The organism is Castellaniella sp. (genome assembly GCF_034007085.1).
In the GTDB taxonomy this organism is placed as follows: domain Bacteria; phylum Pseudomonadota; class Gammaproteobacteria; order Burkholderiales; family Burkholderiaceae_B; genus Castellaniella.
On sequence record NZ_JAVERO010000005.1, the window covers coordinates 12,435 to 31,311 of the forward strand.

Annotated in this window: 11 protein-coding genes and 1 pseudogene; 4 read left to right on the forward strand and 8 right to left on the reverse strand. The window is 63.8% G+C overall.

What is annotated here, in order from left to right; genetic code table 11:
* Positions 1–10: 10 nt before the first annotated feature.
* From RBR29_RS01145 to RBR29_RS01160, 4 genes are all read right to left on the reverse strand, one after another.
* Complete coding sequence (locus tag RBR29_RS01145) at positions 11–3,766, reverse strand: nitrate reductase subunit alpha (RefSeq protein ID WP_320346402.1); 3,756 nt, start codon at positions 3,764–3,766, stop codon at positions 11–13.
* A 54-nt stretch (positions 3,767–3,820) separates the two neighbouring features.
* A complete protein-coding gene (locus RBR29_RS01150) occupies positions 3,821–5,251 on the reverse strand; it encodes a NarK family nitrate/nitrite MFS transporter (RefSeq protein WP_320346403.1) in 1,431 nt (476 codons plus the stop codon).
* 243 nt (positions 5,252–5,494) lie between these two features.
* On the reverse strand, positions 5,495–6,694 hold the full coding sequence (gene serA, locus RBR29_RS01155; RefSeq protein ID WP_320346404.1) for a phosphoglycerate dehydrogenase: 1,200 nt from the start codon (positions 6,692–6,694) through the stop codon (positions 5,495–5,497).
* An 82-nt stretch (positions 6,695–6,776) separates the two neighbouring features.
* On the reverse strand, positions 6,777–8,657 hold the full coding sequence (locus tag RBR29_RS01160; protein WP_320346405.1) for a diguanylate cyclase: 1,881 nt from the start codon (positions 8,655–8,657) through the stop codon (positions 6,777–6,779).
* Between the two features lie 277 nt (positions 8,658–8,934).
* Between RBR29_RS01160 and ovoA the strand changes: the two genes are divergently transcribed.
* Positions 8,935–11,100 (forward strand): 5-histidylcysteine sulfoxide synthase, encoded by a 2,166-nt coding sequence (ovoA, locus tag RBR29_RS01165; RefSeq protein WP_320346406.1) that lies wholly within the window; start codon positions 8,935–8,937, stop codon positions 11,098–11,100.
* Between the two features lie 39 nt (positions 11,101–11,139).
* Here the strand turns inward: ovoA and RBR29_RS01170 are convergent, their stop codons facing one another.
* The 3 genes from RBR29_RS01170 to RBR29_RS01180 form a co-directional block, all read right to left on the reverse strand.
* Positions 11,140–13,161, reverse strand: coding sequence for a TonB-dependent copper receptor (locus RBR29_RS01170; RefSeq protein ID WP_320346407.1), 2,022 nt, complete (start codon positions 13,159–13,161; stop codon positions 11,140–11,142).
* 216 nt (positions 13,162–13,377) lie between these two features.
* On the reverse strand, positions 13,378–13,791 hold the full coding sequence (locus RBR29_RS01175) for a DUF2946 family protein (RefSeq protein WP_320346408.1): 414 nt from the start codon (positions 13,789–13,791) through the stop codon (positions 13,378–13,380).
* Between the two features lie 108 nt (positions 13,792–13,899).
* Positions 13,900–14,796 carry a DMT family transporter gene (locus tag RBR29_RS01180; RefSeq protein WP_320346409.1) on the reverse strand — a complete coding sequence of 299 codons (897 nt, stop codon included), beginning with the start codon at positions 14,794–14,796 and terminating at the stop codon, positions 13,900–13,902.
* A gap of 121 nt (positions 14,797–14,917) precedes the next feature.
* Here RBR29_RS01180 and RBR29_RS01185 point away from each other — a divergent pair, with 121 nt between their 5' ends.
* Entirely contained in the window at positions 14,918–16,321 is a 1,404-nt protein-coding gene (locus tag RBR29_RS01185; protein WP_320346410.1) for a PLP-dependent aminotransferase family protein, read from the forward strand.
* Between the two features lie 29 nt (positions 16,322–16,350).
* Positions 16,351–17,133 carry a uracil-DNA glycosylase gene (locus RBR29_RS01190; RefSeq protein WP_320346411.1) on the forward strand — a complete coding sequence of 261 codons (783 nt, stop codon included), beginning with the start codon at positions 16,351–16,353 and terminating at the stop codon, positions 17,131–17,133.
* On the opposite strand, the gene RBR29_RS01195 is transcribed toward RBR29_RS01190, so the two are convergent.
* Positions 17,074–18,288 (reverse strand): diguanylate cyclase, encoded by a 1,215-nt coding sequence (locus RBR29_RS01195; protein ID WP_320346412.1) that lies wholly within the window; start codon positions 18,286–18,288, stop codon positions 17,074–17,076. The genes RBR29_RS01190 and RBR29_RS01195 overlap by 60 nt on opposite strands.
* 105 nt (positions 18,289–18,393) lie before the next feature.
* Between RBR29_RS01195 and RBR29_RS01200 the strand changes: the two are divergent.
* Positions 18,394–18,871 (forward strand): annotated as a pseudogene (locus RBR29_RS01200) (YbaK/EbsC family protein).
* The last annotated feature ends 6 nt before the right edge of the window (positions 18,872–18,877 follow it).

Consider the following 18,877-nt stretch of genomic DNA (forward strand, 5'->3'; position numbering starts at 1 on the left):
GGCGGACTCCTCAGGCCTGCGTCTGGGCGGGAACCTCGTGGGTTTCATCCATCCAGTCGATGTTCTTCATTTTTCGGACGACCACGAATTCATCGCGGTTCGAACCGACCGTGCCGTAGTAGTTGAAGCCGTAGGACAGCTGGGCGTAGCCGCCGATCATGTGCGTGGGCTTGAGCACCGCCCGCGTCACGGAATTGTGGATCCCGCCACGCTGTCCGGTGATTTCGGAGCCCGGCACGTTCACGATCTTTTCCTGGGCGTGATACATCATGGTCATGCCCTCGGGCACACGCTGGCTGACCACCGCACGGGCCACGATGGCCCCATTGACGTTGAAGACCTCGATCCAGTCGTTGTCCTCGATGCCGGCCTTGGCTGCGTCGATTTCCGACATCCAGACGATCGGGCCACCGCGCGAGAGCGTCAGCATGATCAGGTTGTCGGAATAGGTGGAGTGGATCCCCCATTTCTGGTGCGGCGTGATGAAATTCAGCACCACATGCGGTTCGCCATTGCTGAACCGCTTGTCCAGCATGGGCTGGATGGTCTTGGTGTCCACCGGTGGCCGGTACACACACAGGGCTTCACCGAAATCACGCATCCAGGGGTGATCCTGGTAGAGTTCCTGGCGGCCGGTCAACGTGCGCCAGGGAATGAGTTCATGCACGTTGGTATAGCCCGCACTGTAGCTGACCTTGTCGGATTCGATCCCCGACCAGGTCGGCGAAGTCAGGATCTTGCGCGGCTGGGCCTGGATGTCGCGGAAGCGGATCTTTTCGTGTTCGCTGGATTTGACCAGGTGGGAATGATCCCGTCCGGTGAATTTCGACAGTGCATCCCAGGCCTTGAGCGCCACATGGCCGTTGGTCTCGGGGGCAAGCGTAAGCACGGTTTCGCAAGCGTCGATATCGGTGACGATGCGCGGCTGCCCCTGACCGACCCCCGGATCACGCTCGCGGCCATTGAGCTGCCGCAGGAATTCGACTTCTTCCTTGGTGTCCCAGGCAATGCCCTTGCCGCCATTGCCCAGTTTTTCGGCCAGCGGGCCCAGGGTGGTGAAACGTTCGTAGACCCGTGTGTAGTCACGATCCACGACCATCATATTGGGTAGGGTCTTGCCCGGCACCAGATCGCACTCGCCCTTGCGCCATTCACGCACATCGTAGGGGTCGCTGAGTTCGCCCGGGGAATCATGCTGCAAGGGCTGCAGGACCAGATCTTCGTTGGGCAGATTCTGGTCTGCCACCAATTCAGTGAATTTCTTCGCCAGCCCACGATAGATTTCCCAATCGCTGCGGGATTCCCAGACCGGATCCACGGCCGCCGACAGCGGGTGGATGAACGGGTGCATGTCGGATGTGTTCAGGTCGTTCTTTTCGTACCAGGTGGCCGTGGGCAGCACTACGTCGGAATAGACACAGGTGGTGGACATGCGGAAATCGAGCGTCACCAGCAGGTCGAGCTTGCCCTGGGGCGCCTGGTCGTGCCAGGTGACTTCCAGGGGCCGGGCCTCGCCGGCTTCGCCCAGATCCTTGCCCTGCACGCCATGCTGCGTGCCCAGCAGGTGCTTCAGGAAGTATTCGTGCCCCTTGCCCGATGAGCCCAGCAGGTTGGAGCGCCAGACGAACATGTTGCGCGGGAAATTATCCGGATGATCGGGGTCTTCGCAAGAGAACCGCAGCGAACCATCGCGCAGGGCATTGACCGCGTATTCCTTGGGGTCCTGCCCGGCCGCCCGGGCCGCCTGCACGATCTGGAGCGGATTGGTCTGCAATTGCGGCGCAGAGGGCAGCCAGCCCATGCGTTCGGCCCGCACGTTCATGTCGATCAGGCTGCCCTGGTATTTCGAGGCGTCTGCCAGGGGCGAGAGCAGTTCCGGCACCTGGAGCTTTTCATAGCGCCACTGGTCCGTATGCGCATAGAAGAACGATGTGCCGTTCATGTGGCGTGGCGGGCGCAGCCAGTCCAGCGCGAAGGTCAGCATGGTCCAGCCGGTTTGCGGCCGCAGCTTTTCCTGGCCCACATAGTGGCACCAGCCACCGCCGGATTTCCCGACGCAGCCGCACATGGACACCAGATTGATGATGCCCCGGTACGCCATGTCCATGTGGTACCAGTGGTTCAGGCCGGCACCCAGGATGACCATGGATTTGCCTTCGGTCTTGTCGGCATTGTCGGCGAACTGGCGTGCCACGGTGATGACTTTTTCGCGGTCCACACCCGTGATGCGTTCCTGCCAGGCCGGGGTGTAGGGTACGTCCTCGTCATAGGACGAGGCCACGTTGTCACCGCCCAGGCCCCGGTCGATGCCATAGTTCGCCACGAACAGGTCGAACACCGTGGCGACAAGGACTTCGCCTTCGGCCGTCTGGACACGCTTGACGGGCAGGTTGCGCACCAGCACTTCGTCGTGATCCGTGCCCTGGAAATAATCGTGGTGAATGCCGCCGAAATAGGGAAAGGCCACCGGCGCGACTTCATCATGGTCATCGATCAGCGACAGGCGCGGATGCACGTCACGCCCCTGGGCGTCCTTGAGTTCGAGGTTCCATTTGCCCGCGTCCCCGCCTTCCTGCTGTCCCCAGCGGAAACCGATGGAACCACGCGGCACGACCAGTTCCCCCGTGTGCTCGTCGTAAGCGACCGTTTTCCATTCGGGATTGTTGTCCTGCCCCAGGCGGTCAGCGAAGTCGTCGGCCCGCAGCTTGCGGTCAGGCACATAGCGGTCGCCCTGGCGCACCAGGCGCACCAGGAAGGGCATGTCGGTGTACTGGCGGCAATAGCGTTCGAAATAGGCGCTCTTGCCGGCCAGGTGGAATTCCTTGAGGATGACGTGCCCCATGGCCAGCGCCAGGGCGGCATCAGTGCCCTGTTTGGGGTGCAGCCAGATGTCGCCGAACTTGGCGCCTTCGGCGTAGTCCGGGAACACGGACACGACCTTGGCGCCCCGATAGCGGGCCTCGACCATGAAATGGGCATCGGGCGTGCGGGTCTGGGGCACGTTCGAGCCCCACAGCATGATGAAGGTCGAGTTGTACCAATCGGCCGATTCGCTGACATCGGTCTGTTCGCCCCAGGTCTGCGGGCTGGAAGGCGGCAGGTCGCAGTACCAGTCATAGAAGCTGAGCAGACAGCCACCCAGCAGGGACAGATACCGGGCCCCGGCGGCATAGGACACCATGGACATGGCCGGAATCGGCGAAAAGCCGATGATGCGGTCCGGGCCATGGTGTTTGATGGTATGGATGTTGGCCGCCGCGATGAGTTCGTTGACCTCGTCCCAGTTGGAACGGACGAATCCCCCCAGCCCACGCGCGTTCTTGTAGCTGGCGGCCTTGTCCGGATCGGACATGATGGCTTCCCAGGCCTGGACCGCGCCCATGGTCTTGCGCTGTTCGCGCCACAAACGGGCCAGGCGACCGCGCAGCATCGGGTATTTGACCCGGTTGGCACTGTACAGATACCACGAGAACGTGGCCCCGCGTGGACAGCCGCGCGGTTCGTGGTTGGGCATGTCGGGGCGGGTACGCGGGTAGTCGGTCTGCTGGGTTTCCCAGGTGACCAGACCGCCCTTGACGTAGATTTTCCAGGAGCACGACCCGGTACAGTTCACCCCATGCGTGGAGCGGACGATCTTGTCGTGCTGCCAACGGTTGCGGTAGGCGTCTTCCCAGGTGCGATCTTCGCGGACCACGGCGCCGTGTCCGTCGGAGAAGGTTTCCTTTGAACGGGAGAAATACTTCAGGCGGTCGATGAAATGGCTCACGGTAGAGGCTCCGTTAGAAAAAGTTCGGCCGCAGGCAGGCGGCGCAATGGCGCATCAGCATGGGATTTCGGCACGGCGCCGCGAGTAATACCACCAGGTCACGGCCAGCGAGACCGCGTAGAACACCACGAAAAACAGCAAGGCGGCATAGGGCGTGCCGGTCAGGGCAAAGGAGGTGCCGAAGCTTTTGGGGATGAAGAATCCACCATAGGCCCCCATGGCCCCGCTGAAGCCCAGCACGGCAGCGGATTCCTTGGCGCCTTCGGTGCTGGCGAGTTCCTGCCCGGCAGCACCATCTGCGGCATGGCGGCGCTGCGCCAGCGTATTGAAGATGGCCGGGATCATGGCAAAAGTGGAACCGTTGCCGATCCCCGTGAGGAAGAACAGGAACAGGAAAGACAGCAGGAAGCCGTAGAAACTGCCCTGGGCTTGTTCAGAAGGCAGCGAAGCCATGGCCCCGAGCACGCCCAGCACCATCAGCAGGAAAGTCCAGAAAGTGACCCGCGCACCGCCCAGGCGATCGGACAGCCAGCCACCGAAAGGCCGCGACATGGCGCCCACCAGGGGGCCAAGCCAGGCATACTGCAAGGGACGGATATCCGGATAGAGGTATTTGATCAACAGCGGAAACCCAGCAGAAAACCCGATGAAAGAGCCGAAAGTCCCCAGGTAGAGGAAGCACATGATCCAGTTGTGCTTGCGCTTGAAGATCACCGCCTGATCGCGGAAGGACGCCTTGGCATCGGCAATGTCATGCATGCCGACCCAGGCCAGCATTGACGCGATGATGATGAACGGCACCCAGATAAAGGCGGCGTTCTGCGCCCAGATTTCGACTGGGCCGCCCTGGGAGCCGGACAGTTGCGCCATCTGCGGCCCCCCTGCCCAGGGGCCGAGAATGCCCAGGGAGATGACCAGCGGCGCCAGGAACTGCACCGAGGACACCCCCAGATTGCCCAGGCCGGCGTTCAGGCCCAGAGCGGAACCTTTGCGTTCCTTGGGAAAGAAGAAACTGATATTGGACATGGACGAGGAAAAATTCCCGCCGCCCAGCCCACACAACAGGGCCAGAATCAGCATGGTGGAATACGGCGTGCTGGGATCCTGGACCGCCAGCCCCACCCCGATGGTGGGCAGCAGCAAGCTGGCCGTGGTCAGCGCCGTCCAGCGCCGCCCACCGAACACGGGCACCATGAACGAATAGAAAATGCGCAGCGTGGCACCGGACAGGGCCGGTAGCGCGGCCAGCCAGAAGAGTTCGTTTTCGGTGTAGTGAAAGCCCAGGTTGGGCAGGTTGACCGCCACCACGCTCCACATTTGCCAGACGGCAAAGGCCAGGAACAGGGCCGGAATCGAGATCCAGAGATTGACGTTGGCAATGGCGCTGCCTTCGCGGACCCAGAAGGCCTTGTCTTCGGGCGTCCAGACGGTAAGCAGGCGACCACGGCGGGCCTTGGGTAAAGCGTCAGGGGAAGAGAGGCTCATGCCAGGGCTCCTGTGATTGAAGATCACTAACCATAATCCCCACACGCGGAAAAGGCGATGATTTGAATCAACGTGAGTCAAGCTCCGTACCGGACAACGGACCTGCGCAACAGCCCCTGTCAACGGATCATCAAGGCACCTGCGCCCAGTATAGAGGCTTGCCCCGAAAGCCGAAAGACACTGACCCGCTGCCCACCCGGAAAACCCCTATTCCAAGCATGGTTTCCCGGGCGGGCGCTGGCCTCAGACCCGGTCGCAGCGGATCGTGATGGGATGCCGCCGCAACCCCTCGATGAGCTGATCCGTGGCTTCGCCATCGACATCGGTAATGGCATAGCCGATCTTGCCGCGCGTCTGCAACTGCTGGCTGACGATGTTCAGGCCATATTCGCCCATCAGATTGCTGAGCGCGCCCATGGCGCCCGGCACGTTCTGATGGATGTGGATGATGCGCGCCGCACCCGCCTGCTCGTGGTAGGGGATTTCCGGGAAGTTGACGGCACCCTTGGTCGTGCCGCTGCTGATGAAGCGCTTGAGTTTTTCCGCGACTTCCCGGCCGATGTTTTCTTGGGATTCCTGGGTACTGCCCCCGATGTGTGGCGTCAGGATCACGTTGTGCATGCCACGCAGCGGGCTGTCCAGCGCCTCGTCGCGGCTCTTGGGTTCGATGGGAAACACGTCGATGGCGGCCCCCGACAGGTGACCGGATTTCAGCGCGCGCTGCAAGGCGGGAATGTCCACCACCGTGCCGCGCGAGGCGTTGATCAGGATGCTGCCCGGACGCATCGCGGCAATCGCTTCGGCGTCCAGCAGATTGGCCGTGTCCTTGCCGCCAGGCACGTGCAGGGTGACCACGTCGGCCTGGGCCAGGAATTTTTTCAGCGAGGACGTGGCGTGGGCATTGCCCAGGGGCAGCTTGGCCTCGATGTCGTGGTAGATCACGCGCATGCCGAAGGATTCGGCCAGGATACCGACCTGGGAACCGATATTGCCATAGCCGACGATGCCCAGTGTCTTGCCGCGCGCCTCGTAGGCGCCATCGGCGGTCTTGTCCCAGAAGCCTGCGTGGACGCGGGCGTTCTTTTCGGGAATGCGGCGCAGCAGCAGGATGGCCTCGCCCAGTACCAGTTCCGCCACAGAACGGGTGTTCGAGAATGGCGCATTGAACACTGGAATCCCCCGCAAGGCGGCGGCCTCCAGGTCCACCTGATTGGTGCCGATGCAAAAGCAGCCGATGGCCCGCAGATCCGGCAGCGCATTCAGCACGGCCTGGTCGAGCTGGGTCCGGGAACGAATGCCGACCACCTGCGCCCCCTGCAGCGCCTCGCGCAGCGCAGCGCCCGCCAGCGCCCCCGCATGCGTGACGACATCGTCGAACCCCGCCGCGACGAAGACTTCTCGGGCGCTGGCGTGTATGTTTTCGAACAGGACTATGCGTGGCATCTCGACCCTTTCCGGCAAATGAAAACACCCATTGTGCGATATTTCAAGTATCTCGTCAGGGTCATCCCTGATGGGAACAGGGTCAAGCGCCTTCATCGGCCACCAGCCGGTCCCGGCCCTCGGCCTTGGCGCGATACAGGTTTTCGTCCGCGCGGCGGAACAGGGACTGCGGGGATTCTCCGGCCCGCCACTGGGCAGCACCCGCACTCAAAGTCAGGTCAATGGTGACACCACCGCCCAGGTCGATGGGATGCCGGCGCACATGATCGAGCACACCATTGGCCAGGATGATCGCATCATCCAGCGCAGTGGCCGGCAGCAGCGCGACGAATTCCTCGCCGCCAAATCGCGCCAGCACGTCGGAACGGCGCCGCAGCAGGTTCAGCAACACCTCGGCAACCCAGCGCAGCGCGACATCTCCCGCGTCATGCCCATGGATATCGTTGACCCGTTTGAAGTGGTCGAGATCGAAGACGATCAGTGTCCCGCGCACGGCTGCGCCTTCGGTGTCGGCCAGCTTGGCCATCGCCTCGTCCAGACCACGGCGATTGAGCAACCCGGTCAACGGATCGTGCAGGGTCAGTGCGCGCAACTGCCGATTGGCCTGTTCCAGCGCCCCCATGGTGGCACGCAGGTCTGCCGTGCGCGCCTGGACCTCGTGCTGCAACGAGCTGCGGGCGCCCGCCTCGATTTCCAGCGCCCGGCGCATCAGGTCATGCAGTTGCATGACCTCGGCGTAGGTCAGCAGGAACATCTGGCTGCCCAGCGCAATCTGCATCCAGCGTTCCTGGGCCATGAATCCGGGGATATAGCCAAAGGCCGCCAGCCCATAGAGCAGGTAACCGGCAAAAAACACCAACCAGGACATCCCATACCAGCGCGCGGCGCGTTCCCCCTGCCGCAGATGGCGCAGGCCCAGACCGAACATGGCCACCATGCAGGCCAGGGCATAGACCGTGTCGACCTTGATGATGATCGCATAAGGCACGATCAGGCTGGCCACGAACAGCACTACGCCGACCCCGGCCAGAATGCGGATCAAGCGGGACTGGCGCGGCCATCGTGCGGGCTCGATACCCAGGAAATGGCGGGTGAACCAGAGCAGGCTGAGGATGGCCAGGACCTCGGTCAAGGGAACCGAGCGGTTCGCCAGCCAGGGCCAGTTCGGCCACAGATACTGGAACGACAGGCCGGACATGGACGTCAGAAACAATCCGGCGCAGACGATATAGGCGGTGTTGTAGAGCGATTGGCGAACCCGCAGCCGCAGATAGAGGGCGGCGTTGAACAACGCCAGCATGGCCAGGGCACCCAGGAACATGCCCTGGCTCAGGCCGTGGTCCTGGGCCCAGCCGATGGCCGAAGCCCCCGAGTGCAGCGACAGGGGGATATTGATCGCCCCGCTGCTGTGTACCCGGAGCACGACGGCAAGCGACTGCCTGGGGCCGAATTCCAGCGGCAGCAGGAACAGTCGGTGACGCACCGGCCGCGCATCAAAGACCCGGGCGTCCCCCATGCGCCTGGAATCCAGGAGCACAGGCAAAGCCGCAGGATCGTCAGCGGCCCCGAGATCGTAGACCCAGGCATCGACCTCGTCTAGCAGGGGATAGTCCAGTTGCAGATACCAGACGCGGCCCAGGCGTTCCTGGTTGCGCAATGGCACGTAGACCCAATAAGCGGACCGATTGTGCTGGAACACCAGCTGATCCGCATCCAGGCGTTCCATCGGCAGCCCGCCACCGAGTATGTCGCCCGGACCGAAGGCATGCATCTCGTCCCGCAGGAAACACACTTGCGGCAAGGAAGGGACTTCTTCCTGGTCAGAGGACAATTCGAACACCGGGCAAGCGGTTTGAGCCGTCCCCGCAGCGGCCCATGCCGCAGCAGGCAGGCACAGCGCCAGGCCGATCGCCACGACGACCCACCCCCACCACCGGGCATGATCGCCCTCAGGCGTCGTCATGCCGCACCATGTCCCAGCAATCCAGTCGCGAGCCGACAGATCGTCCTCCCCTGTGACAGACCAATGTGAAACGGTTTATCGTTTTTATGCATCCAAGAGAATTATGAATCAAAATATGTCATCAAGGGGCAATTCCGGGAGAATCAGATGGCCACTTGGTCCAGGACACTGCTGGTCGAGCGTACTGGGGGCCGTGGTAGTCTGAATGATTGATCCACCGCCTTGATTGATCCACCGCCTCGCGCATCTGCCGCAAGGCCGAATCCGCAGGAATCCGATGATGTCTTCCTCCGCCACGCCACTGTCTTCTGCACTCCGGACCGCACCCGATTCCTTGTTCGCGCGCACGCCCCAGCTCGCCGAACCGGACATTGATCGCCTGCGCGCCTCGATCCGGCGCTATTTCCTGGACACCTTCGAGCGCTACGAATCCCTGTTCCAGTGCCTGGCCAGCGACGAGGCCTATGTGGTCAAGCCGATCCCCCTGCGCCACCCGCTGATCTTCTACTTCGGCCACACCGCGACGTTCTTCGTGAACAAACTGCTGCTCACGCGCCTGATCGACCAACGGCTGGATCAGCGGCTGGAATCGATCTTTGCCGTCGGCGTGGACGAGATGAGCTGGGACGATCTGGACGATGCCCATTATGACTGGCCCTCCGTGGCCGAGGTCCGCGCCTACCGCAAGCGCGTGCGCGCCCTGGTCCTGGACCTGATCGACCATGCCCCGCTGCAATCTCCGATCGATTGGCAGAATCCCTGGTGGGCCATCGTCATGGGCATCGAGCACGAACGCATCCACCTGGAAACGTCTTCGGTCCTGATCCGCCAGCACGCGCTGAAATACGTGCGCGCCGTGCCGGACTGGGCACCGATCTCCGACAGCGGCAGCGAACCACCGGAAAACAGTCTGGCGCGCGTGCCGGCCGGCACGGTGCACGTGGGCAAATCCTTCGATGACCCGCAATACGGCTGGGACAACGAATACGGCACCCACACTGCCGCGATCGAACCCTTCGAGGCCAGCCGCTATCTGGTGAGCAATCGGGAATTCCTGGCCTTCGTCGAGGCGGGAGGCTATCGCAACCACCGCGACTGGACCGAAGAAGGCCGCCAGTGGCTGGCCTACAGCCAGGCGGAACATCCCACTTTCTGGGTAAAGAAGACCCAGGGCTGGTCCCTGCGCCTGATGACCGAGGAAATCCCCATGCCCTGGTCCTGGCCAGTCGAGGTCAACTACCTGGAAGCCAAGGCCTTCTGCAACTGGAAAGCCGCCGAGACCGGCCAGCCCGTACGCCTGCCCACCGAAGACGAGTGGTACCGGCTGTACGATGCCGCCGGCCTGCATGATCCCGACGACTCGCCTTGCGCCGCCAACCTGCATCTGGACCACGGCGCCTCATCATGCCCTGTGGACACCTGGCGCCATGGCGACTGGCACGATGTCGTGGGCAACGTCTGGCAATGGACCGAGACGCCGACCTACCCCTTCGACGGTTTCGACGTCCATCCGATCTACGACGATTTCACGACGCCGACTTTCGACGGGCGGCACAATCTGATCAAGGGCGGATCCTGGATTTCCTGCGGCAACGAGGCCGTGCGCGCCTCGCGTTACGCTTTCCGGCGACACTTTTTTCAACACGCAGGGTTCCGCTACGTCGTGTCCCATGCGCCCGCCGAGGCACCTGCCGCCTACTATGAAACCGACAAGCTGATGTCCGAATACGCCGAATTCCACTACGGCGATTCGTATTTCGGCGTCCCCAACTTCCCGCAGGCCCTGGCACAGCGGGCCATCGAGGCCCTGGGCAACCGTCCGCGCCGCCGCGCGCTGGACCTGGGTTGTGCTTCCGGGCGAGCCACCTTCGAACTGGCCTGGGTCTTTGAGCAAGTCACTGGGGTGGATTTCTCGGCCCGCTTCATCAACCAGGGCGTGCAGCTGATCCAGGCGGGCCAGCTGCGCTACACCCTGGCCGACGAGGGTGAACTGGTGTCATACAAGACCCGCACGCTGGCCGAACTGGGTCTGGACGACACCATGGAACGGGTCGAGTTCTTCCAGGGCGACGCCTGCAACCTGAAACCCCAGTTCACCGGCTACGATCTGGTGCTGGCCGCCAATCTGATCGACCGCCTGTACGATCCTGCGCGGTTCCTGGACCAGATCCACGAACGCATCGTCCCGGGCGGCCTGCTGCTGATCGCATCGCCCTACACCTGGCTGGAAGAACACACGCCACGCGCTTCGTGGCTGGGCGGTTTCAAGCGGGATGCCGAGAACTACACCACGCTGGATGGCCTGAAAGAACACCTTGAGCCGCATTTCCGGCTGCTGGGCGATCCGGTGGACGTGCCTTTCGTCATCCGCGAAACACGGCGCAAGTTCCAACACACCCTGTCCGAACTGACGATCTGGGAACGGCGCGCAGACCAGGCCTGAGGCCCGGCCCGCGCCGCGACGCCGGATGCCGTCCGTCTATCAATCCAGCGCGATCTGCGCCTTCAGCCAGAAGACCCGGCCCGGTTCGTTGATCCGCTGATTCACGAAAGACACATTGCCCGGGATATCCACGCCCGCCTTCGACAGGTGTTCGGCGTAGGTCTTGTTCAGGACGTTGTCCACGCCGGCAGTCAGCAGCACGGTCTTGTTCGGCCGCCAGCCGGCATTGAGCGACAGCACGCCGAAACCGCCTGTGGAGCCGAGATCCTTGCCCGCGATGCCGCCCATGCCTTCGTCATAGCGATTCTGGGAAGCCACCAGGCGCCAGAGGACGCCGGCGGAATACGGTCCCTGGGCGTAGTTGAGACCCAGGCGGGCTTCCAGAGGCGGCTGCTGCGCCAGCGGCGTGCCATCCGTGCGGTTCTTGCCATACACGTAGGCCAGGCTGGCCACACCCTGCCAGGCAGGATGGAACTGCCAGGAAGCGTCCAGTTCGCCACCCATGACTGCGGCATCGACATTCCGGGTGCGATTGCGGTTCCAGTCGATCAGGATGTAGTCATCCACCCGGCTGTAGAAAGCCGAGGCCGACAGCGCAAAATCCCCGCTGCGCCAGGACGTGCCGATATCCAGCTGATTGAGTTTTTCGGGTTTGGTGCTGAGGAAAGCGCTGTTGCCCCCGCTGGGGCTGCCCTTCATCCGTTCCCAGAAATCGGGGAAGCGCTCGGAATGTCCGAGTCCCGCATACCACGTGCTGCCGGTGCCGAAATCACGCTCATAGCGCAGGAAACCGCTGGTCAACGTGCGCCGGTCAGTCTGGCCCGCCGTGGAAGATTTGCTCGCGGCGCGCTTGTCCTTGACCTCGTGCCAATCGACCCGCAAGCCGCCGACCACACGGTCCACCTCGGTGGGCGACCAGGTGCTCTCGGCGAACAGGCCACGCTGCTCGAAGTGCATATTGTCCGACCGATCCATCGAGCGATAGGCCGCGCTGGCTTCACCGGCACTGTTGCGGGGTCCGCTCATGCGCGAACGATGCCGGTCGTCCTTGGCATCGCCGCCGAAGACCAGCTTCCAGTCCGGGGCCAGGCGCAGCGTGGCGCTGAGCCGCGCGCCCATGGTGTAGCGATCGGGGTTGCTGACCATGTATTTCTTGCCCGCCGGCACATCCCGCAGCGAGTAGTTGTCCATGACGTGGTCAATATAGTTGTAGTAGACCCGTCCTTCGATCTCGTCGACCAGTCCGCCCATGCGCTTGCGCTCGAACATCAGGGAGACGTGTTCCCGCTTGAACTTCTTCCCGTCCATGCCACGATCGGCATAGGCGGCTTCGCCATCGCTGACCCCGCCGGACAGTTCGACGCGCGTCTTGTCATCGGGCGTCCAGCCAATGGCCGCATGGCTGCTCCAGCGCAGATATTCGGAATGAACGCTGTTGCCATCGCCATCCTCGTAATCATCGGCCTGGGCCCGCGTGCCACCGGCACGCACGTACCCGAGCGGACCGCCGATCAGCACATCAGCCATCTGGTCATTGCGCCCAAAACTGCCCACCGTCAGGCTGCCATTGGCCTTCCAGCCAAAGGATTCCATGCGCTTGACATCGCGTTCGAACAGCGCCACGCCGGCCGACTGCCCGGCCCCGTAGCGCACGCTCTGCGGCCCCTTGAGCACCGTGACGCGATCATAGGATTCAGGGTACACGTAGGCCGTGGGCGGGTCCATGCGCCCGCCACAGCCCCCGTAGATTTCCTGGCCATCCAGCAAAATGCCCAGCCGCGAACCGGAAAAACCGCGCAGCACCGGATCGCCATCCGTGCCGCCCTTGCGGATCACGGAAAACCCGGGAATGCTCTTGAGAAAATCCGCGCCATCGTGCGCAGGCACAGGCTGGCGCGGGGCTTTCGGATCCGTGCGCACGACCAGGGGCTCGTCCGCTGCCGGCGCGGTCACGACGACGGGAGACAGGGCCCGCACGGGCTGGGACAGCACAGCCTGCGGCAGGCCGTATGCCATCAGAGCAGCCGGGATTGCGGCCACCCAAAAGGTTTCCTTTTTCATTGAAATCTCGTCAGGAAAAAAGCTGGAAGACGGCCAGGTCCTGCCCACAGGCGACAGCAGCGACCCCTTCAGGGGCGCTTTTTGTCTTGGTGTGTGTCTTGTGGAGCGGCCCGGCGCCAATACATGGCCCCCACGCTGCGCAGGCTTTGCCTGCTTGCTGCCCCCAGAAGGGGCGCTTTTTGTCTTGGGACGGCCCGGCGACAAAAAATCAGCGTTTCAGCACGAACGAGACGGAGGACAACGCACAGGCGGCCATGCCCAGGAGTCCGAGAGCCGGACAGCACAGGGAGTTTCGTCGAACCCTGCCACAGGCTGGACCCAAGGCGCGACCGGCACGGCCGTGCCGGCCGTGGCAGCCATCGGAGGAACGGGTGTGGTGGCGCACAGCGGACAATGGCCGGTCCGGAACGTGCGCGACGAACCTGGCGGGCCATCCGGATCGTCCGGGTCGGACGACAGATCCATGAATACCATGCCGGCTGGCGTGCAGGCCACGATCTGCAGGCCCCGCAAGGGGTCGGACGACCCCGAGCCGGCGAACACGGGCCCCACGACCTGGAGCCACAGCCCCAGGACCAGTAGCCAGTGGATGAGGAACCATCCGCGTGTCCGTTTGCCCGCATTGTGCATGGGGAAACATTCTATAACAATAAAATCAACTCTTTGGATGGCTGTTGATCAAGCCGTCTGCCGCCCTGTTTCATCATTCCCAGGATGCGCGCACCCAGCGTTTCGTGGTCACGCTGCGGGCCGACACTGCCGTGTCACTGAATGCCCTGCCGTATATTTCGCGCCGGCCACACATGCCAGGACAAAGGCCGTGACCGCCAGCATCATGCGTGTCACGGGTTCTTCCAGCAGCCAGGCGGCCAGCAGCAAGCCCAGGAAAGGCTGCAGCAGCTGCAACTGGCCGACTGCGGCGATGCCACCCTGGGCCAGCCCCCGATACCAGAACACAAAGCCCACCAACATGCTGAAGACCGCCACATAGGCCAGACCGCCCCAGGCAGATGCCGCCACATCCGACCAGGCTGTCGGGCACAGAAGCACCGCCAGTGGCAGGCCAACCGGCAGCGACAGCACCAGCACCCAGCAAATGACCTGCCAGCCGCCCAACCGGCGCGACAGGCGTGCGCCTTCGGCATAGCCATAGCCGCAGGTGATGATGGCCAGCATCATCAGCGCATCGGCGCCCAGTGAACCTGAACCATCCTGGCTGAGCGCGAATCCGACCACCGAAGCCGCGCCCAGCACGGCAAAGCCCCAGAACGCGCGCGCAGGCCGTTCACCGCCCAGCCAAGTGCCAAAGATCGCGGTCGCCAATGGCAGCAGGCCCACAAACACCAGAGAATGCGCCGAGGTGATGGTCCGCAGGGCCAGGGCGGAAAACAGAGGAAAGCCAACCACCACCCCAAAGGCCACCAGCAGCAGAGTGCGCAAATCGGCCCGTGCGGGTCGGGGGCTGCGCGTACAGGCCAGCGCCGCCAGGGCCAGCAGGCCGGCCAAGGCGGCGCGCGCCGTCGTGACGAACAGCGGATCAAGGCCCAGGACGGCCAGCCGCGTGGCTGGCAGCGACCCGCTGAAGATCACGACCCCGATCAGGCCGTTGATCCAGCCGCGCGTGGAGGTACTCATCCGCATATTCTTTAGTCCCGTACGGAAGATGACAGGGGCACCAGCATGCCTTGCCCTCCGGGCCGAATCCAGATACAGTGCAGTACAGTATCAATAAACTGTACTGGTTTTCTGTCTCCTCATGGATACGCCAACCGTTTCACCATTGGGCCGTACTGCCGGCATCATGCAGGTCGTGCGCCAACGCATCGCCGCCCGTGAATGGCCGCCCGGAACGCGTCTGCCCTCCCTGCGGGGCATGGCGCAGCAACAGGGCGTATCCAAATCCACCATCGTCGAAGCCTACGACCGGCTGGCGGCCGAAGGCCTCATCCGCGCTCGCGCGGGCGCCGGCTTCTACGTCGCCGGGCCCCTGGCCCCGCTGGCACTGGCTGAAATCGGCCCGCGCCTGGACCGCCAGATCGATCCTTTGTGGGTATCGCGCCAATCACTGGACCTGGGCGCCCAGGCCATGAAGCCCGGCTGCGGCTGGCTTCCGTACAGCTGGATGCCACAAGACGCCATCCGTCGCGCCCTGCGCCAGGTCGCCCGTGATCCCGGCGCCCCGCTGACGGACTACGCCCCCGCCCTGGGCCTGCCGGCGCTGCGCAGCCAGATCGCCCAGCACCTGCGCGCACGTGGCCTGGCAATCGATCCACAACAGATCCTGCTGACGGATTCCGGGACCCAGGCCGTGGACCTGTTGTGCCGTTTCCTGATCGAACCCGGTGACACGGTCCTGGTCGACGACCCCTGCTATTTCAACTTTCTGGCGCTGCTGCGCGCGCACCGCGCCCGCATCGTCAGTGTGTCCTACACCCCGGATGGCCCCGACATGGACTGTTTCGAGACCGCCGTGCGGACCCACCGCCCTCGCCTCTACCTCAGCAACGCGGGGCCACACAATCCCACGGGCGCCCGATTGTCGGACGACAAGGCACGGCATATCCGGGCCCTGGCGCATGCGCACGATCTGATCCTGATCGAGGATGACATCTTTGGCGATCTGGAATCCCGGCCTGCGGCCCGGCTGGCGGTCGAGGACAGCCGTGACCGGGTTGCCCTGGTCGGCAGTTTTTCCAAGACCCTGTCCGCCAGCTTGCGCTGCGGCTACCTGATCGCGCGCGAAGACTGGCTGGACGCACTGGCCGACCTGCGCACGGCGACGACGTTTTCCGGCGCCGGCCTGACCCAGGCCGTCATTGCCCGGTTGCTGGGCGACGAGGCCTGGCAGCAGCATACGCGGCGGCTGCGCCAGCGGCTGGCACAGGCATTGCCTCGCGTCAGCCACCAATTGCGCTCGCTGGGCCTGCAGCCCTGGCATGACCCTGAAGACGGCATGTTCCTGTGGTGTCGCCTGCCAGACGGCATCGACAGCGCCCGCCTGGCCCAGGCAGGATTGCAGCAGGGCCTGGTGCTGGCGCCCGGCAACGTCTTCAGCCATGCGCAGACTGCGGGCGACATGATGCGTTTCAATGTCTCGCAAATGGATGATCCCCGCCTGCTGGATCGACTGGCGGGCCTGATCCGGACCTGCCTGCACTGATCCCCTCTCCCTCATCCCAATACACGACCATGCCGCAACCATCCGACACCGAAGTGCTCAACGCGTTCCAGGGATCCCTGAATTCCCAGATCGACACCCTGCCAGCCGCCTGGAAGTCCACGCTCCAGGCCCCCCATCTGCAGGGCATCCTGGAACGGCTCGACGCGATGCTGACCGAACGGCTGGCCGCCGGAGCATGCATCTTTCCCCTGCGGCCCTTCCGGGCCTTGATCGAGACCCCGCCCGACGCAGTCCAGGTCGTGATCGTCGGGCAGGACCCCTACCATGGCCCCAACCAGGCCCAGGGCCTGGCATTTTCAGTGCCCGACTTCTGCCCCACGCCACCCAGCCTGCGCAATATGTTCAAGGAACTCGCCCGGGAATACGGCAACCCCGACCAGCCACCACGCAACAGTCTGGTGCGCTGGGCGCGCCAGGGTGTGCTGCTGCTGAACACCTCGCTGACGGTGGAAGCCCACCAGCCAGCCTCGCATGCCCGCAAGGGCTGGGAACACATCACGGACGCCCTGATCATGCGGGTCCTGCGCGAACCCCGGCCCAAAGTCCTGCTGCTCTGGGGATCGCATGCCCAGGCACGGCGCACGTTGCTGGACATGCAGCCCCCGGCCGGCCCGATCGAAGTCCTGACGGCCAATCATCCTTCGCCCCTGTCCGCCTTGCGCCCGCCACGCCCTTTCATCGGCTGTGGCCATTTTCGCCAGGCCAACGACTGGCTGCAGGCCCACGGCGAATCAGGCATTGACTGGATGCTGGCGCGCACGCCCCTCGCCGCCCCCGGCTACGGCGGCTGAGTCGCCGTCTTCCGGTTCTTCCGTCCACAGGCGGGCGCAGTCACGGCCTGCGTTCTTGGCCCGATACAGGGCCTGATCCGCGCAGGCCAGCAACTGCCCCAATTCGCGGCCATCGAGCGGCGCGCAGGCGATGCCGATGCTGACGCTCAAAGGCGCGCACAGATCACAACGGCAATGCTGCAGGCCGTCCCGGATCCGTTCAGCCAGAGCCAGAGCCCCCGGAACATCGATATCGGGCGCCAGAACGACGAATTCCTCGCCACCGATACGCGCACACAGATCCTCCTTGCGCACAGCCTGCCGAAGCACACCCGCAAACGCCGCCAGTACCCGGTCACCGGTCTCATGCCCGCAACCGTCGTTGATCCGCTTGAAATGATCCAGATCGCACATCAGCAAGGCAACGCCCAGGCCCCGGGACAGCGCGTTCTGCAACTGTTCGCCCCCCTGTTCGTACAACGCGCGCCGATTAGCCAGATCGGTCAAGGCATCATGCAAGGCCGCATGCCGGTACCGGCGTTCCGAACGCGCCCCCACCATCATCAGGACGGCAAAGGCCATGCCGATGAAAAACAGCATGCCTTCGAACACGGCAAGCGGAAAATCCGCTCGCAGCAGCCCCGGCCCGGGTGCGGTCAGAAAGACCGTCACCATGCGCACGGCGGTCAACATGCCATGCACAGCCAGGATGCAGAACGGCAAGACCGCCAGGCTGGTCTTGCTGCGCCATTCAGGCCAGATTTCCCGCACCGCCAACCCGACATAGGCCAAGGTCAGCACACTGTACGCCGCCCCACGCCACACCGGGGAAGACACGAATCCGGGCCACAGGCATGCCAGCCCCCAGAGCAGCGTACCCACCAGAATCCACAACCATCGTGCAGGCTTCCCCGAAAACGCGCGCAAGCCGGTCCAGATGCAGGCATGCGCCAGGATCAGCAAGGCGCCGAAGCTGGTCACCGACCGCGCCCAGGTATCGATCGGATCGATCACACTGACCAGAAAGCCCACACCGATCAGCAACAGCGCGCCAGCGACCCAGCACAGGGCCCGGTCACGGCGGCCCAGCAGGGTCGCCGTCAGGATCAGCCCCCCGACCAACAGCAAAACCGGGATCTCAGCAATCAGCAGCGTGCGCGCGTCCAGATTCAGCATTGGAGCAGTGCCTTCTCGTTGCAGTCCGGACAGTCCGGAATGTGTCAAAGCATTTCATACCTGAAATGCCTATGATGATAGCCAGGAAAAACCCTGGGGGCTGACATGACGATCGAATCCGTCCGGCGCTTTTTCGCCGAACATGCACCTGACCTGGATATCATCGAACTGGAACAAAGCACGGCCACTGTCGCGCTGGCCGCCGAGGCCCATGGCGTTGCCCCTGGCCAGATCGCCAAGACTCTGTCTCTGCGTGCCGGCGGAACCGTCGTTCTGGTCGTGGCGCGCGGCGATGCGCGGCTGGACAACCGCAAGCTTCGGCAAGCCTTCGGTGGCCGCACGAAAATGCTGCCTGCCGACGAAGTCGCCGATCTGACGGGCCACCCGGTCGGTGGTGTGTCCCTTTGGCCTGACTCGGCCCCTACCGGTCTACTGCGACATCAGCCTGCGCGATTTCGACATCGTCATGCCGGCAGCGGGTTCCATCCGCAGCGCAGTGCGCATCACCCCCGAACGCCTGGCCCACTTGACCGGCGCGTCCTGGGTGGATGTATGCCAGGCCGTGAATCCTGTGGACAGTTGAACGCCG

What these genes read in the sequence shown, in the direction of transcription:
- RBR29_RS01150 (WP_320346403.1), bottom strand. Translation starts at nt 5,251, where the DNA reads ATGAGCCTCTCTTCCCCTGACGCTTTACCCAAGGCCCGCCGTGGTCGC.
- serA (WP_320346404.1), bottom strand. Translation starts at nt 6,694, where the DNA reads ATGCCACGCATAGTCCTGTTCGAAAACATACACGCCAGCGCCCGAGAA.
- RBR29_RS01160 (WP_320346405.1), bottom strand. Translation starts at nt 8,657, where the DNA reads ATGACGACGCCTGAGGGCGATCATGCCCGGTGGTGGGGGTGGGTCGTC.
- ovoA (WP_320346406.1), top strand. Translation starts at nt 8,935, where the DNA reads ATGATGTCTTCCTCCGCCACGCCACTGTCTTCTGCACTCCGGACCGCA.
- RBR29_RS01170 (WP_320346407.1), bottom strand. Translation starts at nt 13,161, where the DNA reads ATGAAAAAGGAAACCTTTTGGGTGGCCGCAATCCCGGCTGCTCTGATG.
- RBR29_RS01175 (WP_320346408.1), bottom strand. Translation starts at nt 13,791, where the DNA reads ATGCACAATGCGGGCAAACGGACACGCGGATGGTTCCTCATCCACTGG.
- RBR29_RS01180 (WP_320346409.1), bottom strand. Translation starts at nt 14,796, where the DNA reads ATGAGTACCTCCACGCGCGGCTGGATCAACGGCCTGATCGGGGTCGTG.
- RBR29_RS01185 (WP_320346410.1), top strand. Translation starts at nt 14,918, where the DNA reads ATGGATACGCCAACCGTTTCACCATTGGGCCGTACTGCCGGCATCATG.
- RBR29_RS01190 (WP_320346411.1), top strand. Translation starts at nt 16,351, where the DNA reads ATGCCGCAACCATCCGACACCGAAGTGCTCAACGCGTTCCAGGGATCC.
- RBR29_RS01195 (WP_320346412.1), bottom strand. Translation starts at nt 18,288, where the DNA reads ATGCTGAATCTGGACGCGCGCACGCTGCTGATTGCTGAGATCCCGGTT.